The sequence below is a fragment of the Pseudomonas sp. LBUM920 genome (assembly GCF_003852315.1).
GTDB lineage: Bacteria > Pseudomonadota > Gammaproteobacteria > Pseudomonadales > Pseudomonadaceae > Aquipseudomonas.
The window spans coordinates 2,130,398-2,156,686 of the sequence record NZ_CP027762.1 but is presented as its reverse complement, the minus strand read 5'-3'; the positions used below and the strand labels follow the sequence as shown (position 1 = coordinate 2,156,686).

Here is a 26,289-nt window from a genome sequence, read left to right as displayed (position 1 = left end):
CCCAGGCACGCCGTGGTGATGCTATCGCAGGCAAGCCTGCGCCCACATTTGATCTCAGTTGAGGCTCAGAAGCCGGGCGCGATCTGGCCTTTGTAGCGCGTCAAAATAAACTGGCGCACTTCGTCGGAGTTCAACGCCTTGGCCAGCTTCTGGATGCGCGGGTCGTTGATATTATCCGGCCGCGCCACCAGGTACTCGACGTACAGCGATTTGCCCTTCTCCACAATCAATGCACTGTTGGTATCGATCCCCGCCTCCAGCGCGTAATTGGCAAACACAAACGCCAGGTCCACCTGGCTCACCGAGCGGGCCAGCAAGGCGCCTTCCAGTTCGCGGATTTTCAGGTGCTTGGGATTTTGCGCAATATCACGCGGGGTACTGAGGGTGTTGCTCGGGTCCTTGAGTTTGATCAGCCCGGCTTCATCCAGCAGCACCAGCGCGCGGCCGGTATTCACCGGGTCGTTAGGGATCGACACGGTGGCGCCGTCCTGCAATTCAGCAATGTTCTTGATCCGCGTCGAATAAGCGCCAAACGGCTCGATGTGCACGCCCACTACCGGCACCAGGTCGGTGTGGCGAGTCTTGTTGTAATCATCCAGAAACGGCCGGTACTGGTAGTAGTTGGCGTCGATGTTCTTCAGCGCCAGCTGCTGGTTGGGCTGGATAAAGTCGGTGAAGACTTTGATCTGCAGGTCCACGCCTTCCTTGGCCAGTACCGGTTTGACGAACTCGAGGATTTCCGCATGGGGCACGGGGGTCGCGCCCACCACCAATGTCTCGTTGGCGAACGCATTGAACGACAGGACAGCGGCCAAGATGGCCAGGGACTTTTTCATGAATGCTCCACGATCAGCTTTATAAGAATTAACGGCGGCTGTAGCGCGCCACCAAACGGTCACCGGTCATCTGCAGGGCCTGCACCAGCACCAGCAAAAGCAGCACGGTGACCACCATTACGTCGGTCTGGAACCGCTGGTAGCCGTAGCGAATCGCCAGGTCGCCGAGGCCACCGCCACCGATCACGCCGGCCATGGCGGTGTAGTCCACCAGCACAATGGCGGTCACGGTCACCGCCGCCAGCAGCCCACCGCGGGCCTCCGGCAGCAGCGTGTGGCGGATCACCTGCCAGGTGCTGGCGCCCATGGACTGGGTGGCCTCGACCACGCCGCGGTCGACTTCGCGCAACGCGGTTTCCACCAGCCGTGCAAAAAACGGCGTGCAACCCACCACCAGCGGCGGGATGGTGCCCGGCACCCCAAGTGAGGTGCCGACCAGCAAGGTGGTCAGCGGGATGAGCACAATCAGCAGGATGATGAACGGCAGCGAACGCAGCACGTTGACCACCACCGACAACAGCCGATACACCACCCGCGCTTCGTGCAATTGATGCTTGCCGGTCAGAAACAGCAGCACGCCCAGCGGCAACCCCAGCAACACGGTAAAACCCAGGGCGGCGCCGAGCATGCTCAGGGTTTCCAGGCAGGCTTGGCCGATGTCGGCCCAATAAATGTGCTTGAACAATTCGGCCATGGCTTACGACCAGTCGTGACGTGGCGGCTTGGTGCCATTGAGCAACCAGTTGCCCACCACGTGGTATTTCCAGCGCACCGGGTCGTGCAACGTGTGTACCCGCGCATTGCGCCAGTGGCGGTCGAAGTTGTGTTTTTTCAGCGTCGAACGCGTACCGCCCAGTTCGAACAATTTGTTGCTGGCTTCGATGGCAATCTCGGTGGTCAGCACCTTGGCCCGCGCTACGGCCAGGGAGGCGTGGGCGACGTTGTCTTCATTCGGCGCCGGACGTGCCGCGTCCAGGGCCAGACCGGCGCGTTCCAACAAGACTTCGGCAGCTTCCAGGCGAATATCCAGGGCACCGACCTGAATGATGGTCAGCGGGTCTTCACTGGCTTTTTCCACCCCGGCGTCGATCCACGGCCGGGCAAATTGCTGCACGAACTGCACGGTGTCGCGCAAGGCGGCGCGGGCGATCCCGGCATCGATGGCGGCGGTGGTCAGCTGTGCGAAAGGGCCGGCCAGGGTCGGGGAATCGTAGGATTTGTGCGTAGGAAACAGATTGAAGGCCGGCACCCGCAGGTCCTGTGCAAGCACAGTGCCGCTGGAGGTGGTGCGCTGGCCCATGCTGTCCCAGTCATCGACGACCACCAGCCCTTCGGTGCCGCGTTTTACGAAAGCCAGCTGTGCATGTTGCTGCTCATCCAGCGCCAGCACCGCCAGCCAGTGGGCGTACAGCGAACCGGTGCAATAACCTTTGCGGCCGTTGATCACATAGCCGTCGCCCGCGCGCCGAACAGTGGCCTGGATATCCTGCACGTTCTTGCCGCCGGTTTCCGACAGCGCATTGGCAAAACGATGGCCCTGCAGCGCCAGGCCAAAAAAATGCGCCTGCTGCTCGGCAGTGCCTTGCAGGCGGATATCTTCCAGCAGGCAGTAATGGTTCTGCGGGATTTGCCCCAGCGACGGGTCGGCCGCCGAGATAATCGCAATCACCTGGGCCAGCACCGCGTAGGACACCTGGGCGCCACCAAACTCGCGCGGCACGCTGATGCCCCACAGGCCGCTGTTGGAATACAGGTCCACCACCTCGGCGGGCACCTGACGGGTGCGGTCACGTTCGGCGTCGTGCTCCAGCAGTACGGCGGCGACTTGGTGGGCGACGGCAATCGCCTGGGCTTCATCGCGGATCAGCTCGGCGTGGGGCGTGTGAATGGGGTAATCGGCAGCTACAGGCAGTACAGGCATACAACGCTCTCGGGCGAATGGTTTGCCTGGTCTATTGCAGCTTCTGTGCCGCGCCCTGAAACCGGGGGTTTGCCCACGGCAGCGAGGCCCGGAGCCGCTTGCAGCGCAGCAATCTGCCTGTTCACTGTTGCTTGGCCAACACTCGTCGGCTAGCTGCAGGCCGCGCGATACGTGGCCTATAGTGAAAAAGCCTGCCTCCACAACCACCACCAAGGAGAACGATATGAGCGTTAAACCTATCCCAGAGGGTTATCACAGCGTCACGCCCTACATGGGCATCGACAACGCGAGCGAGGCCATCGAGTTTTATAAGAAAGCCTTCGGCGCCACCCAGGTCATGCGCCTGGACATGCCCGACGGCAAGGTCGGCCACGCCGAGCTGCGCATTGGCGATTCGGCGCTCATGCTCGGCTCGCCCTGCGCAGACATGGCCCTGCGTAACCCGGCTGAGCACACCAGTGTCGGTCTGCACCTGTACGTGAACGACGTGGATGCGCAATTCGAACAAGCCGTTGCGGCCGGTGCCAGCGTGGTGTCCGAGCCCAAGGACCAGTTCTATGGCGACCGCTCGGCGAGCGTGAAAGACCCGTTCGGGCACTTGTGGTTTTTGGCTACGCGCAAGGAAAACCTGACCGAAACGCAGATCCGGGAGCGGGCGATGGCGATGTTCAAGCAAGGTTGAAATCTCAACATCAATACATATCCCATGTGGGCGCTGGCTTGCCTGCGATGCAGGCACCTCGGTACGTCAGCAAGACCGCGGCGATGCCATCGCGCAAGCCAGCACCCACAGCAGTGCTCAGTGTTGGAAGGTTGAGGCTCCTACACACTTCATGAACACCCCCTCCACGCTTTCCCCCTTGCCCCGCACGCCGCGTGATTCCAGGATGCAGGCAATCATCACAAGGAGTCATTCCATGTTCGCCGGATTCCAAAAAGACCAGTGCCACGTCAATGGCGTGGACATCAGCTACCGCAAAGGCGGTACAGGTCCCGGTCTGCTCCTGCTGCACGGGCACCCGCAAACCCACGTCATCTGGCACAAAGTCGCCGAACAGCTGGCCGAGCATTTCACCGTGGTGGCGGCCGACCTGCGCGGTTATGGCGACAGCAGCAAGCCGCTGGCTGATGACCTGCACGCCAACTATTCGAAACGCGAAATGGCCCGCGACGGCGTCGAACTGATGCAGGCTCTGGGCTTCGAGCAGTTCTCGGTACTCGCCCACGACCGAGGCGCCCGCGTCGCGCATCGCCTGGCACTGGACCATCCCGACGCCGTGCAACGCATGGTGCTGCTGGACATCGCACCCACCCTGTCGATGTACGCCCAGACCGACGAAGCCTTCGCCCGCGCCTACTGGCACTGGTTCTTCCTGATACGCCCGGCGCCGTTGCCGGAAGCGCTGATCGAGAGCAACCCCGAGCTGTACCTGCGCAGCGTGATGGGCAGCCGCAGTGCCGGGCTCAAGCCGTTTACCGATGAGGCCTTCGCCGAATACCTGCGCTGCCTGCAGCTGCCGGGCACCGCTCGCGGCATCTGCGAAGACTACCGTGCCGCCGCCGGCATCGACCTTGAACACGACCAGGCGGATATCGACGCTGGCCATTACCTGAACCTGCCGTTGCTGGTGATGTGGGGCGCCGAAGGCACCGTCGGCCGCTGTTTCGAGCCGCTCAAGGAATGGCAGAAAGTCGCCACCGACGTGCGTGGCAAGGCTTTGCCGGCCGGCCATTACATTGCCGAAGAAGTGCCTGAATTATTGCTCGGCGAAGTCCTGACCTTCCTGCGCTGAATGCTGTAACCCCGTGACCTGAAAGACCCGCCTCGCAGGCTGCTGATGGCCTGCGACGGGTTCTGCTTGCCCAAAAAACGATTGAGATAATAACAATGAAACTCAAAAAACTGCTGGGAACCCTGTATGTGCAGGTGCTCATCGCTATCGCGCTGGGTGTGTTGATCGGCCATCAATGGCCGCAAGTCGGCATCGACCTCAAGCCCCTGGGCGACGGGTTTATCAAGCTGATCAAGATGATCATCGGCCCGATCATCTTCTGCACGGTGGTCTCCGGCATCACCAGCATGCACGATGTGAAGCAGGTCGGTCGGGTCGGCGGCAAGGCGCTGTTGTACTTCGAAATCGTCTCCAGCATTGCCTTGCTGATCGGCATTCTCTCTGCACACCTGCTGCACCCCGGCGTGGGCTTCAACATCGATGTGAAGACCCTGGACAGTTCGGCCATCGCCGGTTTCGTCGGCCAGGCGCAGCACAGTGAAGGCGTCACCGGCTTTCTGCTGAATGTTATCCCGGGCACGTTTTTCGACGCTTTTGCCAAGGGCGAGATCCTGCCGGTACTGTTTATTTCCGTATTGTTCGGCCTGGGCCTGGTGATGGTCGGCGAAAAGGCACGGCCGCTGGTGAGCATGATCAACCAGGCCAGCGAGGTGTTTTTCCGCATCGTCGGCATGATCAGCCGCGTCGCCCCGATCGGCGCCTTCGGCGCCATTGCCTTCACCATCGGCAAGTACGGCGTGGGCTCGCTGCTGCCGCTGCTGAAGCTGGTCGGCACCTTCTACCTCACCGCGTTCTTCTTTGTCGCAGTGGTGCTGGGCAGCATCGCGCGTTACGCCGGTTTCAGCATTTTCAAACTGATGGGCTATATCAAGTCAGAGCTGTTGATCGTACTCGGCACCAGCTCCTCGGAATCGGCGCTGCCGCAACTGATCCAGAAACTTGAAAGCCTGGGTGCCTCCAAAGGTGTGGTGGGCATCGTGGTGCCTACCGGCTACACCTTCAACCTCGACGGCACCAACATCTATATGACCCTGGCCGTGCTGTTCCTGGCCCAGGCGACCAATACACACCTGCCGCTGGAACAACAACTGACCTTGCTGGCAGTGGCCATGCTCACCTCCAAGGGCGCCGGTGCAGTGGTCGGCGCCGGCTTCGTGGCATTGGCCGCCAGCCTGGCAGTGGTGCCGACGGTGCCGGTGGCGGCGATGGTGTTGATCCTGGGCGTTGACCGCTTCATGGCTGAATGCCGCTCGCTGACCAATATCATCGGCAACGCCGTCGCAGCCCTCGTGGTGGCGGCGTGGGAAGGTGAGCTGGATCGCGAGAAAATGGCGCCCATCGCCCTCAAGCGCGGCCGCCATGCGCGGGCGGCCCAGGCGGCACAGGCGAAGATCGCTGCCGAATAAGCAATAACGCCCGGGCGTGCCGGAAGGCGCGCCGATCCGGTGCTATTCTGGCGGCTCATGCCGCCACGTCTGTTTCTGATGACCCATAAGAAAGATACCGTGCCCCTACCCGAAGACCTGCGGGTGTTCCTGACCGTGATCCGCAAGGCTGGCTTCGCCGCCGCCGCCGATGAACTGGGGCTGTCGCCTGCGTATGTCAGCAAGCGCATCCAGATCCTCGAAACCACCTTGGCCACGCGCCTGCTGCACCGTACCAGCCGCCGCATCGCCTTGACCGAAGACGGTGAGCGAGTGCAGCGCTGGGCCGTGCGCATCCTCGAAGATTTCCAGCAACTGGCCGATGAGCTGTCTGACGCCCACGACAGCCCACGTGGCCACCTGCACCTGTGCAGCAGCTTCGGTTTTGGTCGTAACCATGTGGCGCCGGCCCTGTCCTTGCTGGCCGAGCAATACCCGGACCTGGAAATTCGCCTGGACCTGTTCGACCGCGTGGTGGATATCGTCAGCGAGGGCTTTGACCTGGAAATTCGCGTAGGCGATGACATCCCCGGCCAGCATATCGGCCGACGCCTGGTGAGCAATCGCCGGGTGCTGTGCGCCGCGCCGTCCTACCTCAAGCGACGCGGCACACCGCAGCAATTGAGTGACCTGGAGCAGCACGACTGCCTGGTGCTCAAGGAGCGCGACAATGCCTTCGGCATCTGGAACCTGGAGCGCGATGGCGCCCCTGAAAGCGTGCGCGTGCGCGGGCCGCTGTCCTCCAACAACGGCGAGATCGTGTTGCAATGGGCGCTGGATGGGCGCGGCGTATTGCTGCGCTCGATGTGGGATGTGAAGCCACTGCTGGAACAAGGCAAACTGGTGCAGGTGCTGCATGACTGCACCCAGAGTGCCAACGTGTGGGCGGTATACCCGACACGGTTGGCCTACTCCGGGAAATTAAGAGCCTGCGTGGAGTTTTTGCAGGAGCACTTCAAGGGCTTGTCGATCTGACGCTCCGGTGGGCGCTGTAACCCAGCCACACCGTCATGACCAGCAACGCGGTCAGCGGCAGACCATGGAACAACACAATCACCTGGGCCGGCGTCCACGTCAGGTAGAACGGCCCTACTACCAGCATGCCCACACCGAAGCCGGCCATCTGGATCAGGGTCAACAGGCTGAACAGCGGCAAGCGCAGGCTATCGGGCTCGCTTTGCGCGCGCGAGACCAACGCCACCTCGGACACACCATCGCCCAGCCCGGCCCACACCACCAGCAGCAGCGCCAGCCACAGCTCGGTTTGCTGGAAGGTCAGGATAAAGCCACTGGACATCAGCGCCACGCCCAGCATGAACAGGCGCTCCATGGCCTGAGTGCCGCGGCCCTTCAACAGCGCACTGGCAATGCGCGCCCCGACAAACTTGCCGCACGCCCACACCGCCAGCAGATAGCCCATGACGGTTTTGGCCGTGTCCGGCGAAATGTACTGCGACAACACCGGCCAGCCGACGTTATGCGCGGCGCTGCCGAGGGTGTCGAGCATGCTGATCAACAACATCGCCGCCAGCACGGGCGCGCCGCGCAGGCCTTGGGTCAGCTCGCGCCATTCAGCCGCGAGCCCGCGGTGCGCGGCAACGGCGATCGAGAACAACGCGCGCAACGGCAGGATCAGGCAGGCCGCCAAAACGTAGGTGCCAATGTTGACGGCAAACACCGCCTCGAATCCGCCCGTGGCAATCAACAAACCGGAGAGCAGGCTGCCGAACACCGCACCGGTCGCCGCCGCCGACGTGATCCACGCATTGGTGCTCACCCGCTGCTCAAGCGCGACCCAGGTGGGCAGCTGGCTGTTCAGGCCAATGGCAAACAGCGAGTTGCACAAGCCAATGCCGAACGCGATAAAGGGCAGCACGTTGAGCTGATGCGCCGGTATCAGCACCAACAGCGGCAACAGCAGCAATGCCCTGGCCAGGTCCAGCCCGGCCAGTGTGCTGCGTCCGGGAAAACGCCGAAAAAACGGAATGCCGAACAGGCTGGCGACAATCCCGCCGGTGACGCGGCACGCCAGAAACACACTGACAAACACCACGCTCTGGCTGAGCCAGTAAACGTAGGTGGACAGCGCCACCAGGTTGAGGAACGCGCCAAAATCCGACACGCCGCGGGCAAAGATGATCAAGCGGGCATTGCGCGTCGACAGGGTCAGCTGTGGATCATGGCTCATGCAGGTTGCGCCTCTTCGTCAGTCGGCACGCCGCGCAGGCTCACCAGCAGCACGTCGCGCCAGGCCGGCGCCGCATCGGCATGGGGCCGCACATCGCTGGCGCGATGGTAGAGCCCACGGTCGTTGATCACGATGGTTTCCAGAAACGCCTCCATCGCCAGGTTGAACACCCGGCTTTGCTCGGCCGTCGAGGTAAATACTTCCGAAACCACCGGCACCGTGTTGCTCTGGCCAATGAAGTGCATGAACACCCAGTCCAGGCCATCCTGGTGAATTCCCGAGGTGGTCGGACTGCTCGATTGCCCATCCGCGCGGACGCGGAACTGGTGGATATCGATCGTATAAGCCTGCTCGCCCAGGTGCGGGGCAATCACCGCGAGGTCGGTGGCCAACAGCTTCTGCATCAGCGGGTGCTCGATAAAGCCGTCCTCGCAATAGCTCAAATGGTTCACGCCCTGCCGATAATTGACGGCGTAGGTGACCGGCGACGTGAACGCGGTGTTGCGGTCAAGCTGCAACTGCCGCGAAGGCAATAGACGATAGCGCAGGATGCGGCGCTCGCGGTGGGTGTATGCCTTGAATGCCTCGTCCCGCACCAGATTGGCCCAGTAGGCTCGAAAGCTCTGCTCTTGCCCGGGCTCAACGCCGATCAACGCGCCGTAGTCCCGACGGTGGCAGTAGTGATGGTCGCGCAAATGCGCAGAGATCTGTGGGATGTCCATAGCGCTAAACCTTATTCTCGATGATCACGTGCAGGTTGTGCCTGATCGCGTCATGCAAGGCGTAAGCGTCGGCGGCATCGTCGACCCTGGCCCAGCACTTGAGTAAATAGTGCTCCTCGATATCGGCGTCGAGGCAGTGGCCGGCGTCCAGTTGCGCGTACTCCAGCACGGCGGCGTGGTGATCGAGAAACTGCACGCCCTCGATCCCCTTGAAGCGGCCACTGTGCTCCGGGTAAATCGCCAGCATCGCGTAGTGCTGGCGGCCATTGGCGACCTTGTGCGCGCCGGCCTCCAGTTGCGCGTTAACCCCCGGCTCGCCCAGCAGCAGCGACATATACAGCTGGTAGGGATTGATCGCGGCCAGGTCTCGGAACGCCGCGTTGACATACAGCCCGCCCACGCGCGGGTTGATCTCAATGACTACGGGGCCTTGATCGGTCATGCGAAATTCGAAATGCACCACCGCGTTGGTCAGCCCGACCGCGCGCAGGCATGCCGTGGCGTACGTGCGGATCTGCTCGCACTGCTCGGCCGTGAAAGAGGTCGGCGGAGAAATCAGCAGGTTCTCCAGCACGGTGCCGCTGCGCTCGGTCAGCATGAGTTTCTCGTTGATCAGCAGCGCGTGGATGCGCTCGCCGACAACCACGCATTCCACGCTGCCTTCAATGCCCGGGATATAGCCTTCCAGCAGGATGCTACGCCCCGGAAGGTACTCGCGCGCCTGACCGTCGACTGCCGGCAAACGGTGCGCGCAACCGTAGAAATCCGCGTAAGCCGCCGCGCCGTGACCGCTCACGAACTGCGCGTAATGGCTGCGCAACTGCGCCCAGTTGGAGCACTTCTTGATAAAGGCCGACGCACCGCCAAAAGGCGGTTTGGCAATGAGCGGATAGCCCACCCGCTCGGCGCCTGCCTGAAGCTCCTGCTCGTTATTGCACAGTGCGAACGGCACCGAGCGCAGCCCGTGCTTTTGCAGCACGCTGCGCATCAGGTACTTGTTATTGCACGCGGCAATCGCCTGCGCACAGCTGTACACCAGCCCCAGGCGCTTGCAGGTGTTTGCAACGATGCAACCCACTTCGCCCAATGCAGACGGGTGCCCGGCCTGGCAGAAAATCGCGCGAATCTGGTAACGCCCGTCCAGCCGCCCCACCAGGTCCAGAATCGATTGTTCGCTTAATGCCTCGAGCAGAAACACTTCATCACTGTCGTCGCGCAGTCGCTGCAGGTGATGACGCCCCGCGACCCCGGCGGTTAGACAGGCCAGGCCTTGTGCGCGGGCGACCGCAAAGTGCGGCTCGCGGTAGTTGTAACGCACCGAGGCACTGTCATCGACATCAATAAAAAGAACCGCCTCTTGCTTCATGACCATCATTGCCTCTTCCGTGAGTTAATTCAGGCATCCTGCCAACTGCACCAGTGCCCTTCCCAATTACGAAAACGATAATGGCGCTGCCCCTCGTGCACTTCAAAATGTGGCAAGTCTTCAGGCTTTTCAAAGTCCAGCAACGGCACCGTAAACTTGCCTTGTGCGTGCGGCAATACATATTCGGGCAGGGCAATGTTCGACACGCGCCGCTTGAGCCGATCCATAATGGCGATCGCCTGGCTGATCGAGGCTTTATATTCGGACGCCCCCGGCGAAAACGGCATGAAGTGATACAAGTAATACGGTTTTACGCCGAGACGATAAAGATCAATAAAGAGTGTATGCAAGGTGGCTTCATCATCATTCACGCCGCGCAACAATGGCATGTTGGAGAACACTATCGGCACGGCACTCTGAATACGTTTAACCGCCGCCGCAAAATCAGCCGTCAGCTCAAGTGGGTGGCAAACATGCACCCCAAATGCGTTGACGTTGTACTTCTCGAGCATGGCCACCAATTCATCGGTTACCCGGAACGGGTTGAAACTCAACGCCCGTGAATGGATTCGAATCAGCAGGTCGTCGCGGATCGAACGCAACGCCGCGAGGTTTTCTTCGAGCTTGCGGTCAGCCAGCATCAACGGGTCACCGCCGCTGAGGATCACTTCTTCAATGGCCGGGTTGCTGCGGATGTACGCCACCGAATCCTTGAACGAGTCGGTGCTGGCGTTGGCCTTCTCCGTGCCGACCTGCAAGGTGCGCAGTGCCTCAAAGCAAAATTGGCAATAGGCATTGCAGGTGTTGGTCATGCGCAGGATCACGCGGTTGTCGTACTTGTGCTGGCAAATGGGCGTTTTCATCTCATGCCCGAGTTCCCAGTTCTCCGACGTTCCGTCGTAATCGCCCGCCACCTGCTCGCTCCAGTACGGCACCACCTGGCGCCACAGCGGATGGTCGGTTATCGGACCGCCGGTGAGTGAGCGCTTGATCAGATCAATGTAATAAGGCGTGATCTGCATCTTGCGGTCTTGCAAGTTGTGCTCGATATGCGCCGTTATTTCCTCACTCCATCCCCCGCAGGCAATGCGCAAGGCCGGCTCATCGCGCAGGGCGTGCTTTTGCTGCCAGCGCCAATCTTGCCATTGCACCGAGCGATGGGTGGCTTGATCAAAAATCGACATGAGTAGGTACTCTCTGTGTTTTAACTTATGTTATGGGCAGATAAGTACCTGCCGTCCCGGACCGGAACAACATTACTATCGGCAACAAAGACAACTGTTTACAGGCGAGCGCGCGCAATCAGGTTATTAACGTGATCACCGACACCCAGGAGACATAACCACTCACTCAACGGCCATAGTATTAACTTCCCTTTCTTATAATGTGCTGACTTCCAAGCCAGCCCCCACTTAAGCCGATGGTCTGCGGGGTGTCAACCCAATACCCTTGTGGTTTTTCCGGGATTACTCTTTCAACTGGCCACACCGCCTGTAATGGCGGGCGAAGCCGGCATTTAATGGCTGTTATTTGAAAAGTAAATAGCACACAAAAACGCCCTCTTTATTAAAAGAGGGCGCTGTGTTGGCTACTTATATAACTACGTGTTTATCAACTGAGCCAAGGGTTGGCAGCCAAATGTTCGCGTTCAAATGCTTTGATTTGCTCACTGCGCTGCAACGTGCTGCCAATGGCATCCAGGCCCAGCAGCAACGCGGTCTTGCGCAAGGTGTCGATCTGGAACGCAATGACCCGGCCATCCGCGAGACGAATTTGCTGAGCCTCCAGGTCGACACTGATCTGCGCCTGGTCCGCCTGGCTGACAGCCTGTCCGAGTGTGTGCACCAGCGCGTCGTCCAGGGTGATGAGCAACACCCCGTTGCGCTGGCAGTTGTCATAAAAGATCCCGGCAAAACTGCTGCCGATCAGCGCGCGAATGCCCATTTGTTTCAAGCCCCACACCGCGTGCTCGCGGCTGGAACCGCAGCCAAAGTTGGGCCCGACGACCATGAAGCGTGCGCCCTGCCAGCCCGGCTGGTTCAACACGAACGCGGGGTTGGGCTCGCCGGACGCCAGAAAGCGCAGATCGAAGAACAGCCCCCGGTCCAGGCCGCTGCGGTCGATGCCTTTAAGAAACTGCTTGGGCATGATCACGTCGGTGTCGATATTGGCGGCCAGCATCGGCGCGGCCTTGCCGGTGACCACAGTAAAAGGTTGCAGGCTCATGCACGGTCTCCAAAGTGGCGAATATCAGTGAGGCGGCCGGTGATCGCGGCAGCAGCGACCATTGCCGGGCTCATCAGGTGCGTGCGTGCGCCGGCGCCCTGGCGGCCTTCAAAGTTGCGGTTGGTGCTGGACGCACAGCGGTCGCCGGGGGCCAGCACATCGTCGTTCATCGCCAGGCACATCGAGCAGCCGGACTGGCGCCACTCGAACCCGGCGTCGATAAAGATCGCCGCCAACCCTTCGGCCTCGGCCTGGTCGCGCACTTCGGTGGAGCCGGGCACGATCATCGCCCGTACGTGCTCGGCCACGTGCTTGCCGCGCACCACGCTGGCGGCGTCGCGCAGGTCTTCGATGCGGGCATTGGTGCAGGAGCCGATAAACGCATGGCTGATGACGATGTCGCTCAGCGGCATGCCGGCTTCCAGGCCCATGTAGTTGAGGGCACGGCGCATGTCCTGGCGCAGGATCAGGTCGCTGATGTCCTGCGGGTCGGGCACGCGGGCGCCAATGGGGGCAGCCTGGTCGGGGCTGGTGCCCCAGGTGACCATGGGTTCCAGGGTGGTGGCATCCAGGAGCACCTCCTGGTCGAACACGGCGTCGGCGTCCGAATGCAATTGGCGCCAGCCCACCAGTGCCTGTTCCCATAACTCGCCCTTCGGCGCGCGGGGCTTGCCCTTGAGGTAGCTGAAGACTTTTTCGTCCGGCGCCATGAAGGCGCCGCGCGCACCGGCTTCGACCGCCATGTTGCAGATGGTCATGCGTGCCTCGACGCTCAACGCGTCGATGGTGGAGCCGCGAAATTCGATGGCGTAGCCGGTGGCTCCGGAGGCACCGATCTTGCCGATCAAGGCCATGATGACGTCCTTGGACGTGAGGCCTCGCGCCAGGTCGCCTTCAACCGTCACGCGCATGCTTTTCAGGCGTTTGTAGACCAGCGTCTGCGAGGCCAGCAGGTGCTCGATTTCCGAAGTGCCGATGCCAAATCCAAATGCGCCGAGGGCGCCGTAGGTGGTGGTGTGGCTGTCGCCGGCGGCGATCACCATGCCCGGCAGGATAAAGCCTTGCTCCGGGGCGATCACATGCTCGATGCCTTGGCGTTTGTCGAGGATATCCAGCAGCTCGATGCCGAAATCGCGGCAGTTTTCTGCCAGGTACGAGACTTGCCGCGCCCCGCCTGCGTCGGGCATCGCCGCGATGCGCTTGGGCGTGGTGGGGTTTACATGGTCGACCACCGCCAGCGCCGTGCCGGGGCGCCACACCCCGCGGCCGGCGTCGCGCAGGCCGCTGAAGGCCTGGGGGCTGGTGTATTCGTTGATCACCTGGCGGTCTATATAAAGCAGGACATGGCCCTGGTCATCCAGGGGGCACACCGTGTGGGAATCGATGTGTTTGTCGTAGAGGGTTCTGGCGGTCATTTTTCTTAGGGCTCACGTTTCTTGAGGCGGGCTCAACGGTATAAATCCATCCTACGCAGCCCTTGGGCCCTATCAATGGCGACCGGGTGATGGCTTGGAACATGTTTCGTGTTCGATGAAGGCCTGCCAGCGCCTTGAATGGGAACCTGAAACATTTTCTTTCATATCCGGGTTAGGGATTTCCAAACCTCATCCGTCTTAACTTAGATACAGCCCGTCGCGTCAGCAAAAGCTACGACCGGCCTTTTCCGGGCCTCCTCCGCCCTCCTCCGATCAAGACCCGCATTCACATGTCGAAGAAGTCACGCTCAAAACTCTGGTTTCTCGTACACAGCTGGCTGGCATTGCCCATCTGGTTTTTTGTACTGATCGTCTGCGTCACCGGCACCCTGGCGGTGGTCAGCCAGGAAATCGTCTGGCTGGCCAACCCGGATATCCGCGCGAGCAAGCCGTCGGATGATGCCCACATGCTGAGCTTTGACCAGGTGATTGCTGCCATCAAGCGCGAAGAACCCCAGGTGATCGTGCAATCGATCATCCGCCCGGACGAAACGCACTTTGCGCTGAGTGTCGACCTCAGCTACCCGGACGGGCGTTCCGTGGAGGTCTACGTCAACCCGTACACCGGGGCGATCCAGGGCATCAGCCCGTCGTTCGATTTCAAGCAATTTACCCGCGCGCTGCATGGCTGGTGGCTGGTGCCGTTCACCAACGGCTTCAGTTGGGGCTGGTACCTGGTTTCGGCGCTCGGCCTGCCATTGCTGGCGTCGCTGGTCACCGGGCTGGTCGTCTATAAACGCTTCTGGAAAGGGTTTCTGCGCCCCACCCTGCGCATCCGCCACGGCGCGCGAATTTTCTGGGGCGACTTCCACCGCCTGAGTGGTATCTGGTCGATCTGGTTTATCGCGGTGATTTCCATCACCGGTACCTGGTTCTTGATCCAGGCGATTTTGGGGGACAACCAGATTTCCATCTCCAGCGAACCGATCGTCCCAGTGATTGCTCGCGAGAAAGTGCCGATGTCTGCGCCCGGCGTGCCGGCACCGATGATCGCGCTGGACGAAGCCATCGAAATCGCCACCCAACGCATTCCAGGGCTGGACGCCACATTCGTGTTCCTGCCGCTCAACGCCTACAGCCACCTGCAAATCGGCGGGCGCGGCTGGTACCCGTTGATGTTCCAGACCGCTCAACTCAACCCCTACAGCGGTGAAATCGCGGTGTCGCACCTGCTCTCCGATCGCTCGACGCTGGAGTTCGTCACCGAATCCATGCGCCCGCTGCACACCGGCGACTTTGGCGGGCTGTGGATCAAGCTGATCTGGGCGTTCTTCGGCCTGGTGCTGAGCATGATGGTGTTGAGCGGCCTGCTGATCTGGACCAAGCGCACCGCGCTGGCCACCCTCAATGCCCTCAAGCGCGAAGCCAAGAACCAACGTGCGCCTACTGCCGCTCCCGCCCTGCAGGCTGAAACCTCGGAGGCCAAATAATGAGCAAGGTCAGTGCAACACCGCCTTCGCCGCTGCGCGCCTTTTGGCTGAAATGGCGGTTCCATATCAACATCCTGCTGTTGCTGGTGCCGCTGGGGTTCATGCCCAAGTACTTTGCCGATGCCGCGTTGTTTCGCGGCGATACCGGCATTGGTGAGCGAGTGGTCGGTGACGTACAGGTCGGGCCCTGGAGCCTGAAACTCGCCGAATTCCGCAATGAAGGCCCGCGCCCAGACCCGGCCGGCCCGATGAAATTCTTCAACGCTGCCCTGTGCGACACCTGCGCCGAGCAGGTCAAGGCCACCTACTTGCGTATCGGCAAGCCCCGCAGCCTGCGCGCCGCCGGAGTGATCTTCTTCGGCACGCCGTACCGCATGGGCGCCGCCCTGCCGGTGCCGGAACGCACGCCGGCCGACGCCGAACTGTGGATCACCATGGAAGGCTGGGACGGCACGATGCACCAGGGTTCCATCCCGCTGAGCCAGGCCTCGCCTGCCACCATTGCCTGGCTGAACAAGCAAGGAGTTAAACCATGACGTTGACGCGCCTGACCCGCGCCGGTGCAGCACTGTTGCTCTGCGCCGGTTTCAGTACCACCGCCCTCGCCCACAACCCGATGTGCGAATGCAAGGAAATCCCCGGCGAGCAGATCCAGTGCACCGGCGGTTTTTCCGACGGCAGCGGCGCCCCGGGCGTGACCCTGGACGTAATCGGCTACGACGAAACCATCCTGCTGCCCGGCAAGCTTGGCCAGGACTCGACCCTGACCTTCAAGAAGCCCGCCGCCGAGTTTTATGTGCTGTTTGATGCAGGCCCCGGTCACGTGGTGGAAATCGACCAAGCGGATATCCAGCCTCAATGAGCACCACACAGGTTGTACGCCCCGCCGGTGCCGGCCACGAAACCCTCTACGTGCTGTTGCTGTGCCTGATCATCCTGGCGGTGGCCGGCTCGGTGATCGCCCTGCACGGTGAAACCCAGGAAGTTGCAGCGCTGCCCAGCCACCAGCTGGATGCACGCCGCGACCTCAGCGCCTCCGAGCAAGGCATCTACGCCGACCTGCGGGTGACTCTGGATGAGATCCAGCTGCTGCAACAAGAGCAAAGCGCCCTGCCAACGCCTGAACAATTGGCCGAAGAAGGGTTTGCGCCGTTTGCCCAGGACGCCAGTTCGGTCAGCCGTGGCGACCATCGATGGCAAATGCTGGAGCCTTCGGCCTACTTGGGCGTGAGCCAGACGCCAAGCACCAGCGGCTCGCTGCTGATGCGCGTGCACGGCGCCGAGCCGGATATCTGGCTCAACCGCCAGGCCAATCTCGCCACCCCTTCCGACCTCACTGACCAGGCGCTGATCGCGGCCGGCTGGCAACAGGTGGTCGCGCAATTCGATGCCGGCGTCACGCGCCAGCACCGTCACTGACCCGAGAAGACCGAGTGCCCATGTCCATTTCATCTCCCCTGCTGCGCCTGTTGCTGATCAGTCTGTTCAGTGTGTTGCTGGCGCCTTTGGCCAACGCCGAGGCAGCCAAACGCCTGCGCATCGGCATTACGCTGCACCCTTATTACAGCTACGTCACCAACATCGTCGGCGACAAGGCCGAGGTGGTGCCGTTGATCCCGGCCGGTTTCAACCCACACGCCTACGAGCCGCGCGCCGAAGACATCAAGCGCATCGGCACCCTCGACGTGATCGTGCTCAACGGCGTCGGCCATGACGATTTCGCCGACCGCATGATCGCCACCAGCGAGCGCCCGGACATCCCGGTGATCGAGGCCAACGCCAACGTGCCGCTGCTGGCCGCCACCGGCAATGCCGCGCGCGGTGCAGGCAAGGTGGTCAACCCGCACACCTTCCTGTCGATCAGCGCCTCGATTGCCCAGGTCAACAACATCGCCCGCGAGCTGGGCAAACTCGACCCGGACAACGCCAAGACCTACACCCAGAACGCCCGTGCGTACGGCAAGCGCCTGCGCCAGATGCGCGCCGACGCGCTGGCCAAGCTGACCAGCGCGCCCAACCCCGACCTGCGCGTGGCCACCGTGCATGCGGCCTACGACTACCTGCTGCGTGAGTTCGGCCTGGAAGTCACGGCGGTGGTCGAGCCTGCCCACGGCATCGAGCCCAGCCCGAGCCAGTTGAAGAAGACCATCGACGAACTGCGTGCCCTGGACGTGAAGGTGATCTTTTCGGAGATGGATTTCCCGTCCACCTACGTCGAGACCATCCAGCGTGAATCCGGCGTGAAGCTGTACCCGCTGTCGCATATCTCCTACGGCGAATACACCCCTGAGAAGTACGAAGTGGAAATGACCGGCAACCTCAACACCGTGGTGCGGGCGATTCAGGAGTCCGGGGCATGACGGCGGCGGAACAGCTGAAGGTGGCCAGCATTGGTCCGACAATCGAGTTCGACACGGTGTCGCTGACCCTGGGCCGCACCACCATTCTTGACGGTGTGAGCTTCCAGGTAGAGCCAGGCAGCATCCATGCATTGGTGGGCCCCAACGGCGGCGGTAAAAGCTCGCTGATCAAGACCCTGTTGGGGCAAATGCCGCACCAGGGCCACTTGCGCCTGCACTGGCAGGCCACGCCCGGCACCATCGGCTATGTACCGCAAGCGCTGGAGTTCGACCGTGGCTTGCCGATGACCGTCGACGACTTCATGGCCGCCATGTGTCAACGGCGCCCGGCGTTTCTCGGCCTGTCCAGGCACTACGCCGGGGCAATCGGCGAGGCGCTCGAACGGGTGGGCATGCAGGACAAACGCAAACGCCGCATGGGCGCGCTGTCGGGCGGTGAGCGTCAGCGCGTATTGCTGGCCCAGGGCCTGATTCCGGCTCCGCACCTGCTGGTGCTGGATGAACCGATGTCGGCGCTCGATGAAGCCGGCATCCAGGTCTTTGAACGCCTGCTGAATGACTGGCGCCTGGCCGGGATCACCGTGCTGTGGATCGAGCACGACCTTGAAGCTGTGGGCCGCCTGGCCGACCGCGTCACCGGCCTGAACCGTCGTGTGCTGTTCGACGCCACGCCAAAAGAAGCGCTGACCCCGGACCGCCTGCTGACCCTGTTCTCCACTCACCCCCGGAGCCCGGCACCATGAGTTATGAAGCGTTTCGTCTGATGGTCCAGGGCTGGGCCTCTTCCGGCTATCTGCCGGAAGCGCTGGCCTATGGATTTGTGGTCAATGCCTTGCTCGCCGGTTTACTGATCGGCCCGGTACTGGGCGGCCTGGGCACACTGGTGGTGGTCAAGCGCTTCGCGTTTTTCTCCGAAGCGGTCGGGCATGCCGCGCTGACCGGCGTGGCCGTGGGCATTCTGTTAGGTGAGCCCTATACCGGGCCATATGGTGCGCTGTTCGGCTACTGCCTGCTGTTCGGCATCCTGCTCAATTACCTGCGCAACCGCACCGGCCTGGCGCCGGACACCTTGATCGGCGTGTTCCTCTCCGTGTCGCTGGCGTTGGGCGCGAGCCTGTTGCTGATTCTGGCGGGCAAGATCAACGTGCACATTCTGGAAAACGTGCTGTTTGGTTCGGTGCTGACGGTCAACGGCAATGATTTGCTGGTGCTGGCCGTGGTTGGCTCGCTGGTGATGGCGCTGGCGTTGCCGCTGTACAACCGCATCATGCTCGCCAGTTTCAACCCGCAACTGGCCGCCGTGCGCGGTGTGGCGGTAAAAACCCTGGACTACCTGTTCGTGATTCTGGTGACGTTGATCACCGTGGCGGCGGTCAAGGTCATCGGCGCGATCCTGGTGGGCGCCCTGCTGGTGATTCCAGCCGCGGCGGCGCGCCTGCTGAGCCAGTCGCTCAAAGGTTTTTTCTGGGTGTCGGTAGTGATCGCCACCGTCAGCACGCTGTGCGGCATTCTGCTGCCGATCATCTTCGACCTGCCTATTCCGTCCGGCGCCGCGATCATTCTGGTTGCCGGTATCGCTTTCGCCTTCGCCGCCATCGCGCGCGGCACCGTGCCCAGCCTCAAAGGGAATCTTGGATAATGCGCCCTTTTTTTCGCCCACTGGCCTTGGCCATCGCTTGTTTGGTCAGCACTTCGGCGCTGGCCGCCGTCGATGGTTTTAATCCCAACGACTTCAAAGTCAACCAGGGTCTCGGCCATGCCGCGCTGACCAAAGCAAAGAAGTCGGTCAAAGTCGTGGCCTCGTTGCCCATCACTTACGGCTTGGCCGAGGTACTGCTAAAAGGCACCGACGTGAAGCTTGAACGCGCCGCCCCTGCCAACCTGCCAGGTTCTCGGCAGGTGTCCTACTTCACCGGCCGTGGCGCGCAGACACTGAATACCCTCGCGTCGGACGCCGACGCCGCCATCGGCCTGCGCTCGTTGTGGCCGGATGACCCGCTGTATCCGGTGGCGCGGCGCAGCAATATCCGCATCGTCGAAATCGACGCTGCGCGCCCGGTGGACGGCGGCCTGCCGGGCATTGCCGTGCAACCAGGCAGCACCGACGGGCTGAACAGCCAGCCCTGGCAGTCAAGCAACAATATGGGGCGCATGGCCGATGTGATGGCCGCCGACCTGAGCCGGCTGGCGCCGAATGCCAAACCGACGATTGATGCCAACCTCGCCGCCCTCAAGCAGCGCCTGCTCAAACTCAACGCCGACAGCGAAGCGCGCCTGGCGCAGGCCGATAACCTGAGCGTGGTCAGCCTGAGCGATCACTTTGCGTACCTGGTCAGCAGTCTGAACCTGGAAGTGGTCAGCACCGATGCACGGCCGGACGCCGACTGGACGCCCGAAGCGCTGCAGGGGTTAACCGCCCGCTTGAAGGACAGCGACGTGGCCGTGGTGCTGCACCATCGTCAACCGAGCGAAGCGGTGAAAGCAGCAGTGACGGCATCCGGTGCGCAGCTATTGGTGTTGAACGTCGACGGTGCGGACCCGGTGGCGGAGTTGGAAGGTAACGTGGATCAGGTGATCAAGACACTGATGCCATAGGCGAGCGATTCTTCAAGTCGATCTCGGTTCAAGTGTGGGAGCTGGCTTGCCTGCGATAGCATCAATGTTATTTGCCTGATGTACCGAGGCGCCCGCATCGCAGGCAACCCAGCTCCCCCATTAAGCTCGCGGTGCACCTGCTGACTGTCGGCCAGCCCAGCACCCGAAGGTCACACCACATCCACGCCGACGTGAATCGCATCATGGCGCCAGAACTCCAGGTCGCAGTCGATCAACCGCTGGTGCTGGTCATAGTTGACCCGGGCAATGCGCAACCCCGGGCTGCCCACCGACACGCGCAACGCGGCGGCGGCCTCCACCGGCAGTGACGTCGGCACGATTTCAAAGCGCACACGGCCATAGTGCAGGTCGTACTTGCGCGCATACAGTTCGGTCATCGACTGATTCAGATCACACCCCAGAATCCCCGGAAAGTACTGCGGGTTCAGGTAGTGCTCCACATACAACACCAGGCGCCCATCAATCCGCCGGCCTCGGCAGATCTGGATCACACTCGACAGCGCCGGCAACTGCAACCACGCGCACACTGCTGCCGACGCCGGTTGCAGCCGCGCAGAAATCACTTCGGTGGACGCCACCCGGCCCTGATCCCCAACCATCGCGTGAAAGTGGCTGCGTTGCATCAGGTTGTAGGCCAGCCGCGGCGGCGAAACGAACCAGCCACGGCGCTCCTCACGGTAAATCTGGCCTTGGGCTTCCAGCTGTAACAAGGCTTCCCGCACGGTAATGCGAGTGGTACCGAACAACTCGCTGAGCTTGCGCTCGGCGGGCAATTTACTCGCGGGCGGCAACAGGCCGTGGTCGATCTGCTCTTGCAGCGCCAGGCCGATGGATGTCACCGCCTTGATTGCCTCATCACGCATCAACGTTACCTATCTGGACTAGACCAGCACCGTTCAGGTGCACAAACCGCTCCGTAAATGGGCTTTTGCTACTGCGTGCCAGCCTAGGCATTACAGATGACCGACAGATGACAGTCCCTGTCCACGCCCTGCACCACACCCTGCAATACATCGGCCAAGTCCAGGGCCTGCGGGCACTTGGGCATGGTCTACGCTGAGTCTGGAATGAGCGACAAAAGCGATTAAAAAACGACATCGACATGAAACTGTCATGCACCGAGCCTAGATTGGCTCAGGTATTGCTCTGACCTAGACCAACACCACCGCAAACGTTCATAAAAACGCCGCGTTGAAAACGCCCAAAGGAGCTTCGGATGAAAAAGCTTTTCCTGGCATCACTGTTAGGCTCGACCATTGCCATGTGCACCGCCGCCATGGCTGCTGATACCGATCTAAAGACTCTGGAAGCCGCCGCGAAAGCCGAAGGCGCCGTCAACAGCGTCGGCATGCCCGATGACTGGGCCAACTGGAAAGGCACCTGGGAAGACCTGGCCAAAACCTACGGCCTCAAGCACATCGACACCGACATGAGCTCGGCCCAGGAAATCGCCAAGTTCGCCGCCGAGAAAGACAACGCCAGCGCCGATATCGGTGACGTCGGTGCCGCCTTCGGCCCGATCGCGGTGAAACAGGGCGTGGCCCAACCGTACAAGCCGAGCACCTGGGCGCAAGTGCCGGACTGGGCAAAAGATAAAGATGGCAACTGGGCCCTGGCCTACACCGGCACCATCGCCTTTATCGTCAATAAAAAGCTGCTGCACGGCTCCGAAGCCCCAACAAGCTGGGCTGACTTGAAAACCGGCAAATACAAAGTTTCCATCGGTGACGTGAGCACCGCCGCCCAGGCCGCCAACGGCGTGCTCGCGGCAGCCCTGGCCAACGGTGGCGACGAGAAGAACATCCAGCCTGCGCTGCTGATGTTCGCCGACATCGCCAAGCAAGGCCGCCTGTCGCTGGCCAACCCGACCATCGCCACCATGGAAAAAGGCGAAGTCGAAGTGGGCGTGGTCTGGGACTTCAACGGCCTGAGCTACAAAGCCAAGATGGCCAACCCGGATGACTACGTGGTGCTGATCCCATCGGACGGCTCGGTGATTTCCGGCTACACCACCATCATCAACAAATACGCCAAGCACCCGAACGCCGCCAAGCTGACCCGTGAGTACATCTTCAGCGACGCCGGCCAGACCAACCTGGCGCGCGGCAACGCCCGTCCGATCCGTGCCGAGCACTTGACCTTGCCGGCTGACGTGCAGGCCAAGCTGCTGCCGAACGAGCAATACAAGAAAGTCACGCCGATCAAGGATGCCGACGCTTGGGAGAAGACCTCCAAGGCACTGCCGCAAAAATGGCAGGAAGAAGTCATCATCAATATGCAGTAAGGCTTCAACCCACATTGGCTCTCCACTGGAGATCCAATGTGGAAGCGGGCTTGTGTGGGAGCGGGCTTGCTCGCGAAAGCGATGGTTCAGAGAAAGAAGTGTTGCCTGTCACACCGCTTTCGCGAGCAAGCCCGCTCCCACATGTTTGATCCCGTTCAGCCAGGGAAATTGAGTCGAACCTACCGTCGCGGAGCCCCAGCCCCTATGAAGCACAACGTCATCCTTGTGGTGCTCGACGGCCTGAACTACGAGGTTGCCCGACATGCCATGGGGCATCTCCAGGCCTATATCGGCGCAGGACGCGCAGCGCTTTACAAACTGGACTGTGAACTGCCGGCCCTGTCCCGGCCGTTGTATGAATGCATCCTCACCGGCGTGCCACCGATCGACAGCGGCATCGTCCACAACAATGTCTCGCGCCTGTCCAACCAGCGCAGCATTTTCCATTACGCCACCGACGCCGGCCTCACCACAGCGGCGGCGGCTTACCACTGGGTCAGCGAGTTGTATAACCGCACGCCCTTTATTGCCGCGCGTGATCGCCATACCGACGACAAGGCGCTGGCGATCCAGCACGGGCATTTTTACTGGAATGACCACTACCCGGATTCGCACCTGTTCGCCGACGCCGAAAGCCTGCGCCGCAAACACGCGCCGAATTTCCTCGTGGTGCACCCGATGAACATCGATGACGCCGGCCACAAGCACGGCCTCGATACCTCGCAATACCGCAACAGCGCACGCTCGGCCGACATCATCCTCGCCGATTACCTGCAAGGCTGGCTCGACGCCGGCTACCAGGTGCTGGTGACCGCCGACCACGGCATGAACAACGATCGCTCGCACAACGGCCTGCTGCCCGAGGAGCGTGAAGTGCCCCTGTTCGTGCTGGGCTCGGCCTTCAACTTCGACCCTTCTGCCCGACCCAAGCAAACCGAACTGTGCGGCACTGTCTGCGAACTGCTCGGGGTGCCCCACGACAAACCTGTATGCCGGGAGCTGTTGAAGTGAATTCCCTAACCCGTGGCAAATGGCTGGCGATCCTCTGCCTGGTGCCCTTTGCGCTGTTCTTTATCGTGTTTGAAATCGCCCCGCTGGTGTGGGTGTTGGTCAACAGCCTGCAATCGGAGGAGTTCGGCTGGGGCGTGGCCAACTTCATCAAGATCTTCAGTTCGAAGTTCTACCTGCAAGCCATCCAGTACAGCCTGGAGATCAGCTTCTACTCCAGCGTGTTCGGCATCATCATCTCGGTGCTCGGCAGCTATTCGTTGCGCCGCGTCGATGGGCCGTTGCGCAATTTCGTCACCGCTTTCGCCAACATGACCAGCAACTTTGCCGGCGTGCCGCTGGCCTTCGCCTTCATCATCCTGCTGGGCTTCAACGGCAGCATCACGATCATGCTCAAGCAGGCCGGGATCATTCAGGACTTCAACCTGTATTCCAAAACCGGCCTGATCATTCTGTACACCTACTTCCAGATTCCATTGGGCGTGCTGCTGCTCTACCCGGCCTTCGATGCGTTGCGTGAAGACTGGCGTGAATCGGCCTCGCTGCTGGGCGCCAGCGGCTGGCAGTTCTGGCGGCACATCGGCTTGCCGGTGCTCACCCCGGCGCTGCTCGGCACTTTCGTGATCCTGCTGGCCAATGCTCTGGGCGCCTATGCCACGGTGTACGCGCTGACCACCGGCAACTTCAACGTGCTGCCGATCCGCATCGCGGCGATGGTCTCCGGTGATATTTCCCTGGACCCGAACATGGCCAGTGCCCTGGCCGTGGTGCTGGTGGCGCTGATGACCGTGGTCACCGTGGTTCATCAATTGCTGCTCAAGAGGAGCTACCATGTCTCGCGCTGAAGCCGGCTCGGCCTCCCTCTACCATCGCGTAGTGGTGTACCTGTTGTTTGCGATTTTGGTGTTGCCGCTGGTGGGCACCTTTGTCTACTCCATTGCCAGCAGCTGGTCAGCGACGATCCTGCCGGCCGGCTTCACGGTGAAATGGTATGTGCAGCTGTGGAGCGACCCACGCTTTCTGGCCGCCTTTGGCCAGTCGCTGCTGGTGTGCGTGGGTGCGCTGATCCTGTCAGTGGTGCTGATTCTGCCGCTGCTGTTCGTGGTGCATTACCACTTCCCCCGGCTCGACGCGCTGATGAACATCCTCATCCTGCTGCCCTTCGCGGTGCCGCCGGTGGTGTCGTCGGTGGGCCTGCTGCAACTCTACGGTTCCGGGCCGCTGGCGATGGTGGGCACGCCGTGGATTCTGATCGGCTGCTACTTCACCGTGGCCCTGCCGTTCATGTACCGCGCGATCACCAACAACCTGCAAGCGATCAACCTGCGCGACTTGATGGACGCCTCGCAATTGCTCGGCGCGAGCACCTGGCAGGCGGCAATCCTGGTGGTGCTGCCGAACCTGCGCAAGGGCCTGATGGTAGCGCTGCTGCTGTCGTTTTCGTTCCTGTTCGGTGAGTTCGTGTTCGCCAACATCCTGGTGGGCACCCGCTACGAAACCCTGCAGGTGTACCTCAACAACATGCGCAACAGCAGCGGCCACTTCACCAGTGCCGTCGTCATTTCCTATTTCTTCTTTGTGCTGGTGCTGACCTGGGCCGCCAATATCTTGAACAAGGACAAAAGCCAATGAGCTTCGTCAGCGTCCAACACCTGCAAAAAGGCTACGCCGGCACCCCGGTGTTCAGTGACATCAATTGCGAGATCGCCAAGGGCGAATTCGTCACCCTGCTCGGCCCGTCCGGTTGCGGCAAGTCGACCTTGCTGCGTTGCATCGCCGGCCTCACGTCGGTGGACAGTGGCAAAATTCTGCTGGATGGCCAGGACATCGTTCCCCTCAGCCCGCAGAAACGCCACATCGGCATGGTGTTCCAGAGCTACGCGCTGTTCCCCAACATGACCGTGGAGCAGAACGTTGCCTTCGGCCTGCGCATGCAAAAGGTCAACGCCGACGACAGCCATAAGCGCGTGCAGGAAGTGCTGCAACTGGTTGAGCTCAAAGAACTCGCCGGCCGCTACCCGCATCAGATGTCCGGTGGCCAGTGCCAGCGCGTGGCCCTCGCCCGCTCGCTGGTGACCCGCCCACGCCTGTTGCTGCTCGATGAGCCGCTGTCGGCGCTGGACGCGCGGATCCGCAAGCACCTGCGCGAACAGATCCGCCAGATTCAGCGCGAATTGGGGCTGACCACGATTTTCGTCACCCATGACCAGGAAGAAGCCCTGACCATGTCCGACCGCATCTTCCTGATGAACCAGGGCAAGATCGTGCAGAGCGGTGATGCCGAGACGCTCTACACCGCGCCGGTGGATGTGTTCGCCGCCGGTTTCATCGGCAACTACAACCTGCTCGACGCCGACAAGGCCAGCCAATTGCTGCAACGCCCGATCAGTGGGCGCATTGCGATTCGCCCGGAGGCCATCGAACTGAGCCGCAGCGGCGAACTCGACGCACTGGTGCGCAGCCACAGCCTGCTGGGCAACGTGATTCGCTACCGCATCGAGGCACGCGGCGTGGAATTGGTGGTGGATGTGCTCAACCGTTCCGCCGACGACCTGCACCCGGATGGCCAGCGCCTGGCACTTTCCATCGACCCCAGTGCGTTGTGTGAAGTAGCCTGACGCCACGATTTATTTCAGAGAG

27 protein-coding genes are annotated in these 26,289 nt (G+C 61.6%); 17 read left to right on the top strand and 10 right to left on the bottom strand.

Annotated features, from left to right (window positions below; translation table 11 throughout):
- Nucleotides 1–65: 65 nt before the first annotated feature.
- The 3 genes from C4J83_RS10075 to C4J83_RS10065 are packed head-to-tail and all read right to left on the bottom strand — an operon-like array spanning nt 66 to nt 2,757.
- A complete protein-coding gene (locus C4J83_RS10075; RefSeq protein WP_106580592.1) occupies nt 66–836 on the bottom strand; it encodes a MetQ/NlpA family ABC transporter substrate-binding protein in 771 nt (256 codons plus the stop codon).
- 28 nt (nt 837–864) lie between these two features.
- Nucleotides 865–1,530, bottom strand: a complete 666-nt coding sequence (locus C4J83_RS10070) for a methionine ABC transporter permease (protein ID WP_124416912.1) — start codon at nt 1,528–1,530, stop codon at nt 865–867.
- A 3-nt stretch (nt 1,531–1,533) separates the two neighbouring features.
- On the bottom strand, nt 1,534–2,757 hold the full coding sequence (locus C4J83_RS10065; RefSeq protein WP_124416911.1) for an SfnB family sulfur acquisition oxidoreductase: 1,224 nt from the start codon (nt 2,755–2,757) through the stop codon (nt 1,534–1,536).
- A 223-nt stretch (nt 2,758–2,980) separates the two neighbouring features.
- Here C4J83_RS10065 and C4J83_RS10060 point away from each other — a divergent pair, with 223 nt between their 5' ends.
- From C4J83_RS10060 to C4J83_RS10045, 4 genes are all read left to right on the top strand, one after another.
- Nucleotides 2,981–3,439 carry a VOC family protein gene (locus tag C4J83_RS10060; protein WP_106580589.1) on the top strand — a complete coding sequence of 153 codons (459 nt, stop codon included), beginning with the start codon at nt 2,981–2,983 and terminating at the stop codon, nt 3,437–3,439.
- 235 nt (nt 3,440–3,674) lie between these two features.
- Nucleotides 3,675–4,550 carry an alpha/beta fold hydrolase gene (locus C4J83_RS10055; RefSeq protein ID WP_124416910.1) on the top strand — a complete coding sequence of 292 codons (876 nt, stop codon included), beginning with the start codon at nt 3,675–3,677 and terminating at the stop codon, nt 4,548–4,550.
- Nucleotides 4,551–4,645: 95 nt separating this feature from the next.
- Nucleotides 4,646–5,956 (top strand): dicarboxylate/amino acid:cation symporter, encoded by a 1,311-nt coding sequence (locus tag C4J83_RS10050; RefSeq protein ID WP_124416909.1) that lies wholly within the window; start codon nt 4,646–4,648, stop codon nt 5,954–5,956.
- Nucleotides 5,957–6,034: 78 nt separating this feature from the next.
- Nucleotides 6,035–6,949 carry a LysR substrate-binding domain-containing protein gene (locus tag C4J83_RS10045; protein WP_200625112.1) on the top strand — a complete coding sequence of 305 codons (915 nt, stop codon included), beginning with the start codon at nt 6,035–6,037 and terminating at the stop codon, nt 6,947–6,949.
- Here C4J83_RS10045 and C4J83_RS10040 read toward each other — a convergent pair.
- The 6 genes from C4J83_RS10040 to leuC all read right to left on the bottom strand — a co-directional run bounded on the left by C4J83_RS10040 (nt 6,930) and on the right by leuC (nt 13,891).
- Nucleotides 6,930–8,162: an MFS transporter gene (locus C4J83_RS10040; RefSeq protein ID WP_124416908.1), complete on the bottom strand. Its 1,233-nt coding sequence runs from the start codon at nt 8,160–8,162 to the stop codon at nt 6,930–6,932. The genes C4J83_RS10045 and C4J83_RS10040 overlap by 20 nt on opposite strands.
- Complete coding sequence (locus C4J83_RS10035) at nt 8,159–8,884, bottom strand: 2OG-Fe dioxygenase family protein (protein ID WP_124416907.1); 726 nt, start codon at nt 8,882–8,884, stop codon at nt 8,159–8,161. Before C4J83_RS10035 ends, C4J83_RS10040 begins: the two co-directional genes overlap by 4 nt.
- A 4-nt stretch (nt 8,885–8,888) precedes the next feature.
- Nucleotides 8,889–10,259, bottom strand: coding sequence for an ATP-grasp domain-containing protein (locus C4J83_RS10030; RefSeq protein WP_256660654.1), 1,371 nt, complete (start codon nt 10,257–10,259; stop codon nt 8,889–8,891).
- 20 nt (nt 10,260–10,279) lie between these two features.
- Nucleotides 10,280–11,434 carry a KamA family radical SAM protein gene (locus tag C4J83_RS10025; RefSeq protein ID WP_119735585.1) on the bottom strand — a complete coding sequence of 385 codons (1,155 nt, stop codon included), beginning with the start codon at nt 11,432–11,434 and terminating at the stop codon, nt 10,280–10,282.
- 427 nt (nt 11,435–11,861) lie between these two features.
- Entirely contained in the window at nt 11,862–12,476 is a 615-nt protein-coding gene (gene leuD, locus C4J83_RS10020) for a 3-isopropylmalate dehydratase small subunit (protein ID WP_124416906.1), read from the bottom strand.
- Nucleotides 12,473–13,891: a 3-isopropylmalate dehydratase large subunit gene (gene leuC, locus C4J83_RS10015; protein ID WP_124416905.1), complete on the bottom strand. Its 1,419-nt coding sequence runs from the start codon at nt 13,889–13,891 to the stop codon at nt 12,473–12,475. Before leuC ends, leuD begins: the two co-directional genes overlap by 4 nt.
- A gap of 290 nt (nt 13,892–14,181) precedes the next feature.
- On the opposite strand from leuC, the gene C4J83_RS10010 reads away from it, so the two are divergent.
- Genes C4J83_RS10010 through C4J83_RS09975 form a run of 8 tightly spaced genes read left to right on the top strand, consistent with a single transcriptional unit; the run spans nt 14,182 to nt 20,336 of the window.
- The gene (locus C4J83_RS10010) at nt 14,182–15,381 is read left to right on the top strand and encodes a PepSY-associated TM helix domain-containing protein (RefSeq protein ID WP_124416904.1); all 1,200 of its coding nucleotides are present in this window, start codon (nt 14,182–14,184) and stop codon (nt 15,379–15,381) included.
- Nucleotides 15,381–15,917, top strand: a complete 537-nt coding sequence (locus C4J83_RS10005; RefSeq protein WP_106580579.1) for a PA2404 family protein — start codon at nt 15,381–15,383, stop codon at nt 15,915–15,917. The genes C4J83_RS10010 and C4J83_RS10005 overlap by 1 nt, the downstream gene beginning before the upstream one ends.
- Nucleotides 15,914–16,243: a hypothetical protein gene (locus tag C4J83_RS10000; RefSeq protein ID WP_106580578.1), complete on the top strand. Its 330-nt coding sequence runs from the start codon at nt 15,914–15,916 to the stop codon at nt 16,241–16,243. The genes C4J83_RS10005 and C4J83_RS10000 overlap by 4 nt, the downstream gene beginning before the upstream one ends.
- Nucleotides 16,240–16,800 (top strand): DUF6162 family protein, encoded by a 561-nt coding sequence (locus C4J83_RS09995; RefSeq protein WP_119735580.1) that lies wholly within the window; start codon nt 16,240–16,242, stop codon nt 16,798–16,800. Before C4J83_RS10000 ends, C4J83_RS09995 begins: the two co-directional genes overlap by 4 nt.
- 20 nt (nt 16,801–16,820) lie before the next feature.
- Nucleotides 16,821–17,741 carry a metal ABC transporter substrate-binding protein gene (locus C4J83_RS09990; RefSeq protein ID WP_119735579.1) on the top strand — a complete coding sequence of 307 codons (921 nt, stop codon included), beginning with the start codon at nt 16,821–16,823 and terminating at the stop codon, nt 17,739–17,741.
- Nucleotides 17,738–18,484 carry a metal ABC transporter ATP-binding protein gene (locus C4J83_RS09985; RefSeq protein ID WP_106580575.1) on the top strand — a complete coding sequence of 249 codons (747 nt, stop codon included), beginning with the start codon at nt 17,738–17,740 and terminating at the stop codon, nt 18,482–18,484. Before C4J83_RS09990 ends, C4J83_RS09985 begins: the two co-directional genes overlap by 4 nt.
- Nucleotides 18,481–19,380 (top strand): metal ABC transporter permease, encoded by a 900-nt coding sequence (locus tag C4J83_RS09980; protein ID WP_106580574.1) that lies wholly within the window; start codon nt 18,481–18,483, stop codon nt 19,378–19,380. Before C4J83_RS09985 ends, C4J83_RS09980 begins: the two co-directional genes overlap by 4 nt.
- The gene (locus C4J83_RS09975) at nt 19,380–20,336 is read left to right on the top strand and encodes a metal ABC transporter substrate-binding protein (RefSeq protein ID WP_124416903.1); all 957 of its coding nucleotides are present in this window, start codon (nt 19,380–19,382) and stop codon (nt 20,334–20,336) included. The genes C4J83_RS09980 and C4J83_RS09975 overlap by 1 nt, the downstream gene beginning before the upstream one ends.
- Nucleotides 20,337–20,506: 170 nt before the next feature.
- Here the strand turns inward: C4J83_RS09975 and C4J83_RS09970 are convergent, their stop codons facing one another.
- Nucleotides 20,507–21,220: a UTRA domain-containing protein gene (locus C4J83_RS09970; protein WP_106580572.1), complete on the bottom strand. Its 714-nt coding sequence runs from the start codon at nt 21,218–21,220 to the stop codon at nt 20,507–20,509.
- A 353-nt stretch (nt 21,221–21,573) separates the two neighbouring features.
- Here C4J83_RS09970 and C4J83_RS09965 point away from each other — a divergent pair, with 353 nt between their 5' ends.
- The 5 genes from C4J83_RS09965 to C4J83_RS09945 all read left to right on the top strand — a co-directional run bounded on the left by C4J83_RS09965 (nt 21,574) and on the right by C4J83_RS09945 (nt 26,267).
- Nucleotides 21,574–22,641 carry an ABC transporter substrate-binding protein gene (locus C4J83_RS09965; RefSeq protein WP_106580571.1) on the top strand — a complete coding sequence of 356 codons (1,068 nt, stop codon included), beginning with the start codon at nt 21,574–21,576 and terminating at the stop codon, nt 22,639–22,641.
- A gap of 204 nt (nt 22,642–22,845) precedes the next feature.
- Nucleotides 22,846–23,652, top strand: coding sequence for an alkaline phosphatase family protein (locus C4J83_RS09960; protein WP_106580570.1), 807 nt, complete (start codon nt 22,846–22,848; stop codon nt 23,650–23,652).
- A complete protein-coding gene (locus C4J83_RS09955) occupies nt 23,631–24,494 on the top strand; it encodes an ABC transporter permease (protein WP_371924211.1) in 864 nt (287 codons plus the stop codon). Before C4J83_RS09960 ends, C4J83_RS09955 begins: the two co-directional genes overlap by 22 nt.
- Nucleotides 24,481–25,281 carry an ABC transporter permease gene (locus C4J83_RS09950; protein ID WP_106580568.1) on the top strand — a complete coding sequence of 267 codons (801 nt, stop codon included), beginning with the start codon at nt 24,481–24,483 and terminating at the stop codon, nt 25,279–25,281. Before C4J83_RS09955 ends, C4J83_RS09950 begins: the two co-directional genes overlap by 14 nt.
- The gene (locus tag C4J83_RS09945) at nt 25,278–26,267 is read left to right on the top strand and encodes an ABC transporter ATP-binding protein (protein ID WP_010565203.1); all 990 of its coding nucleotides are present in this window, start codon (nt 25,278–25,280) and stop codon (nt 26,265–26,267) included. The genes C4J83_RS09950 and C4J83_RS09945 overlap by 4 nt, the downstream gene beginning before the upstream one ends.
- Nucleotides 26,268–26,289 lie beyond the last annotated feature (22 nt).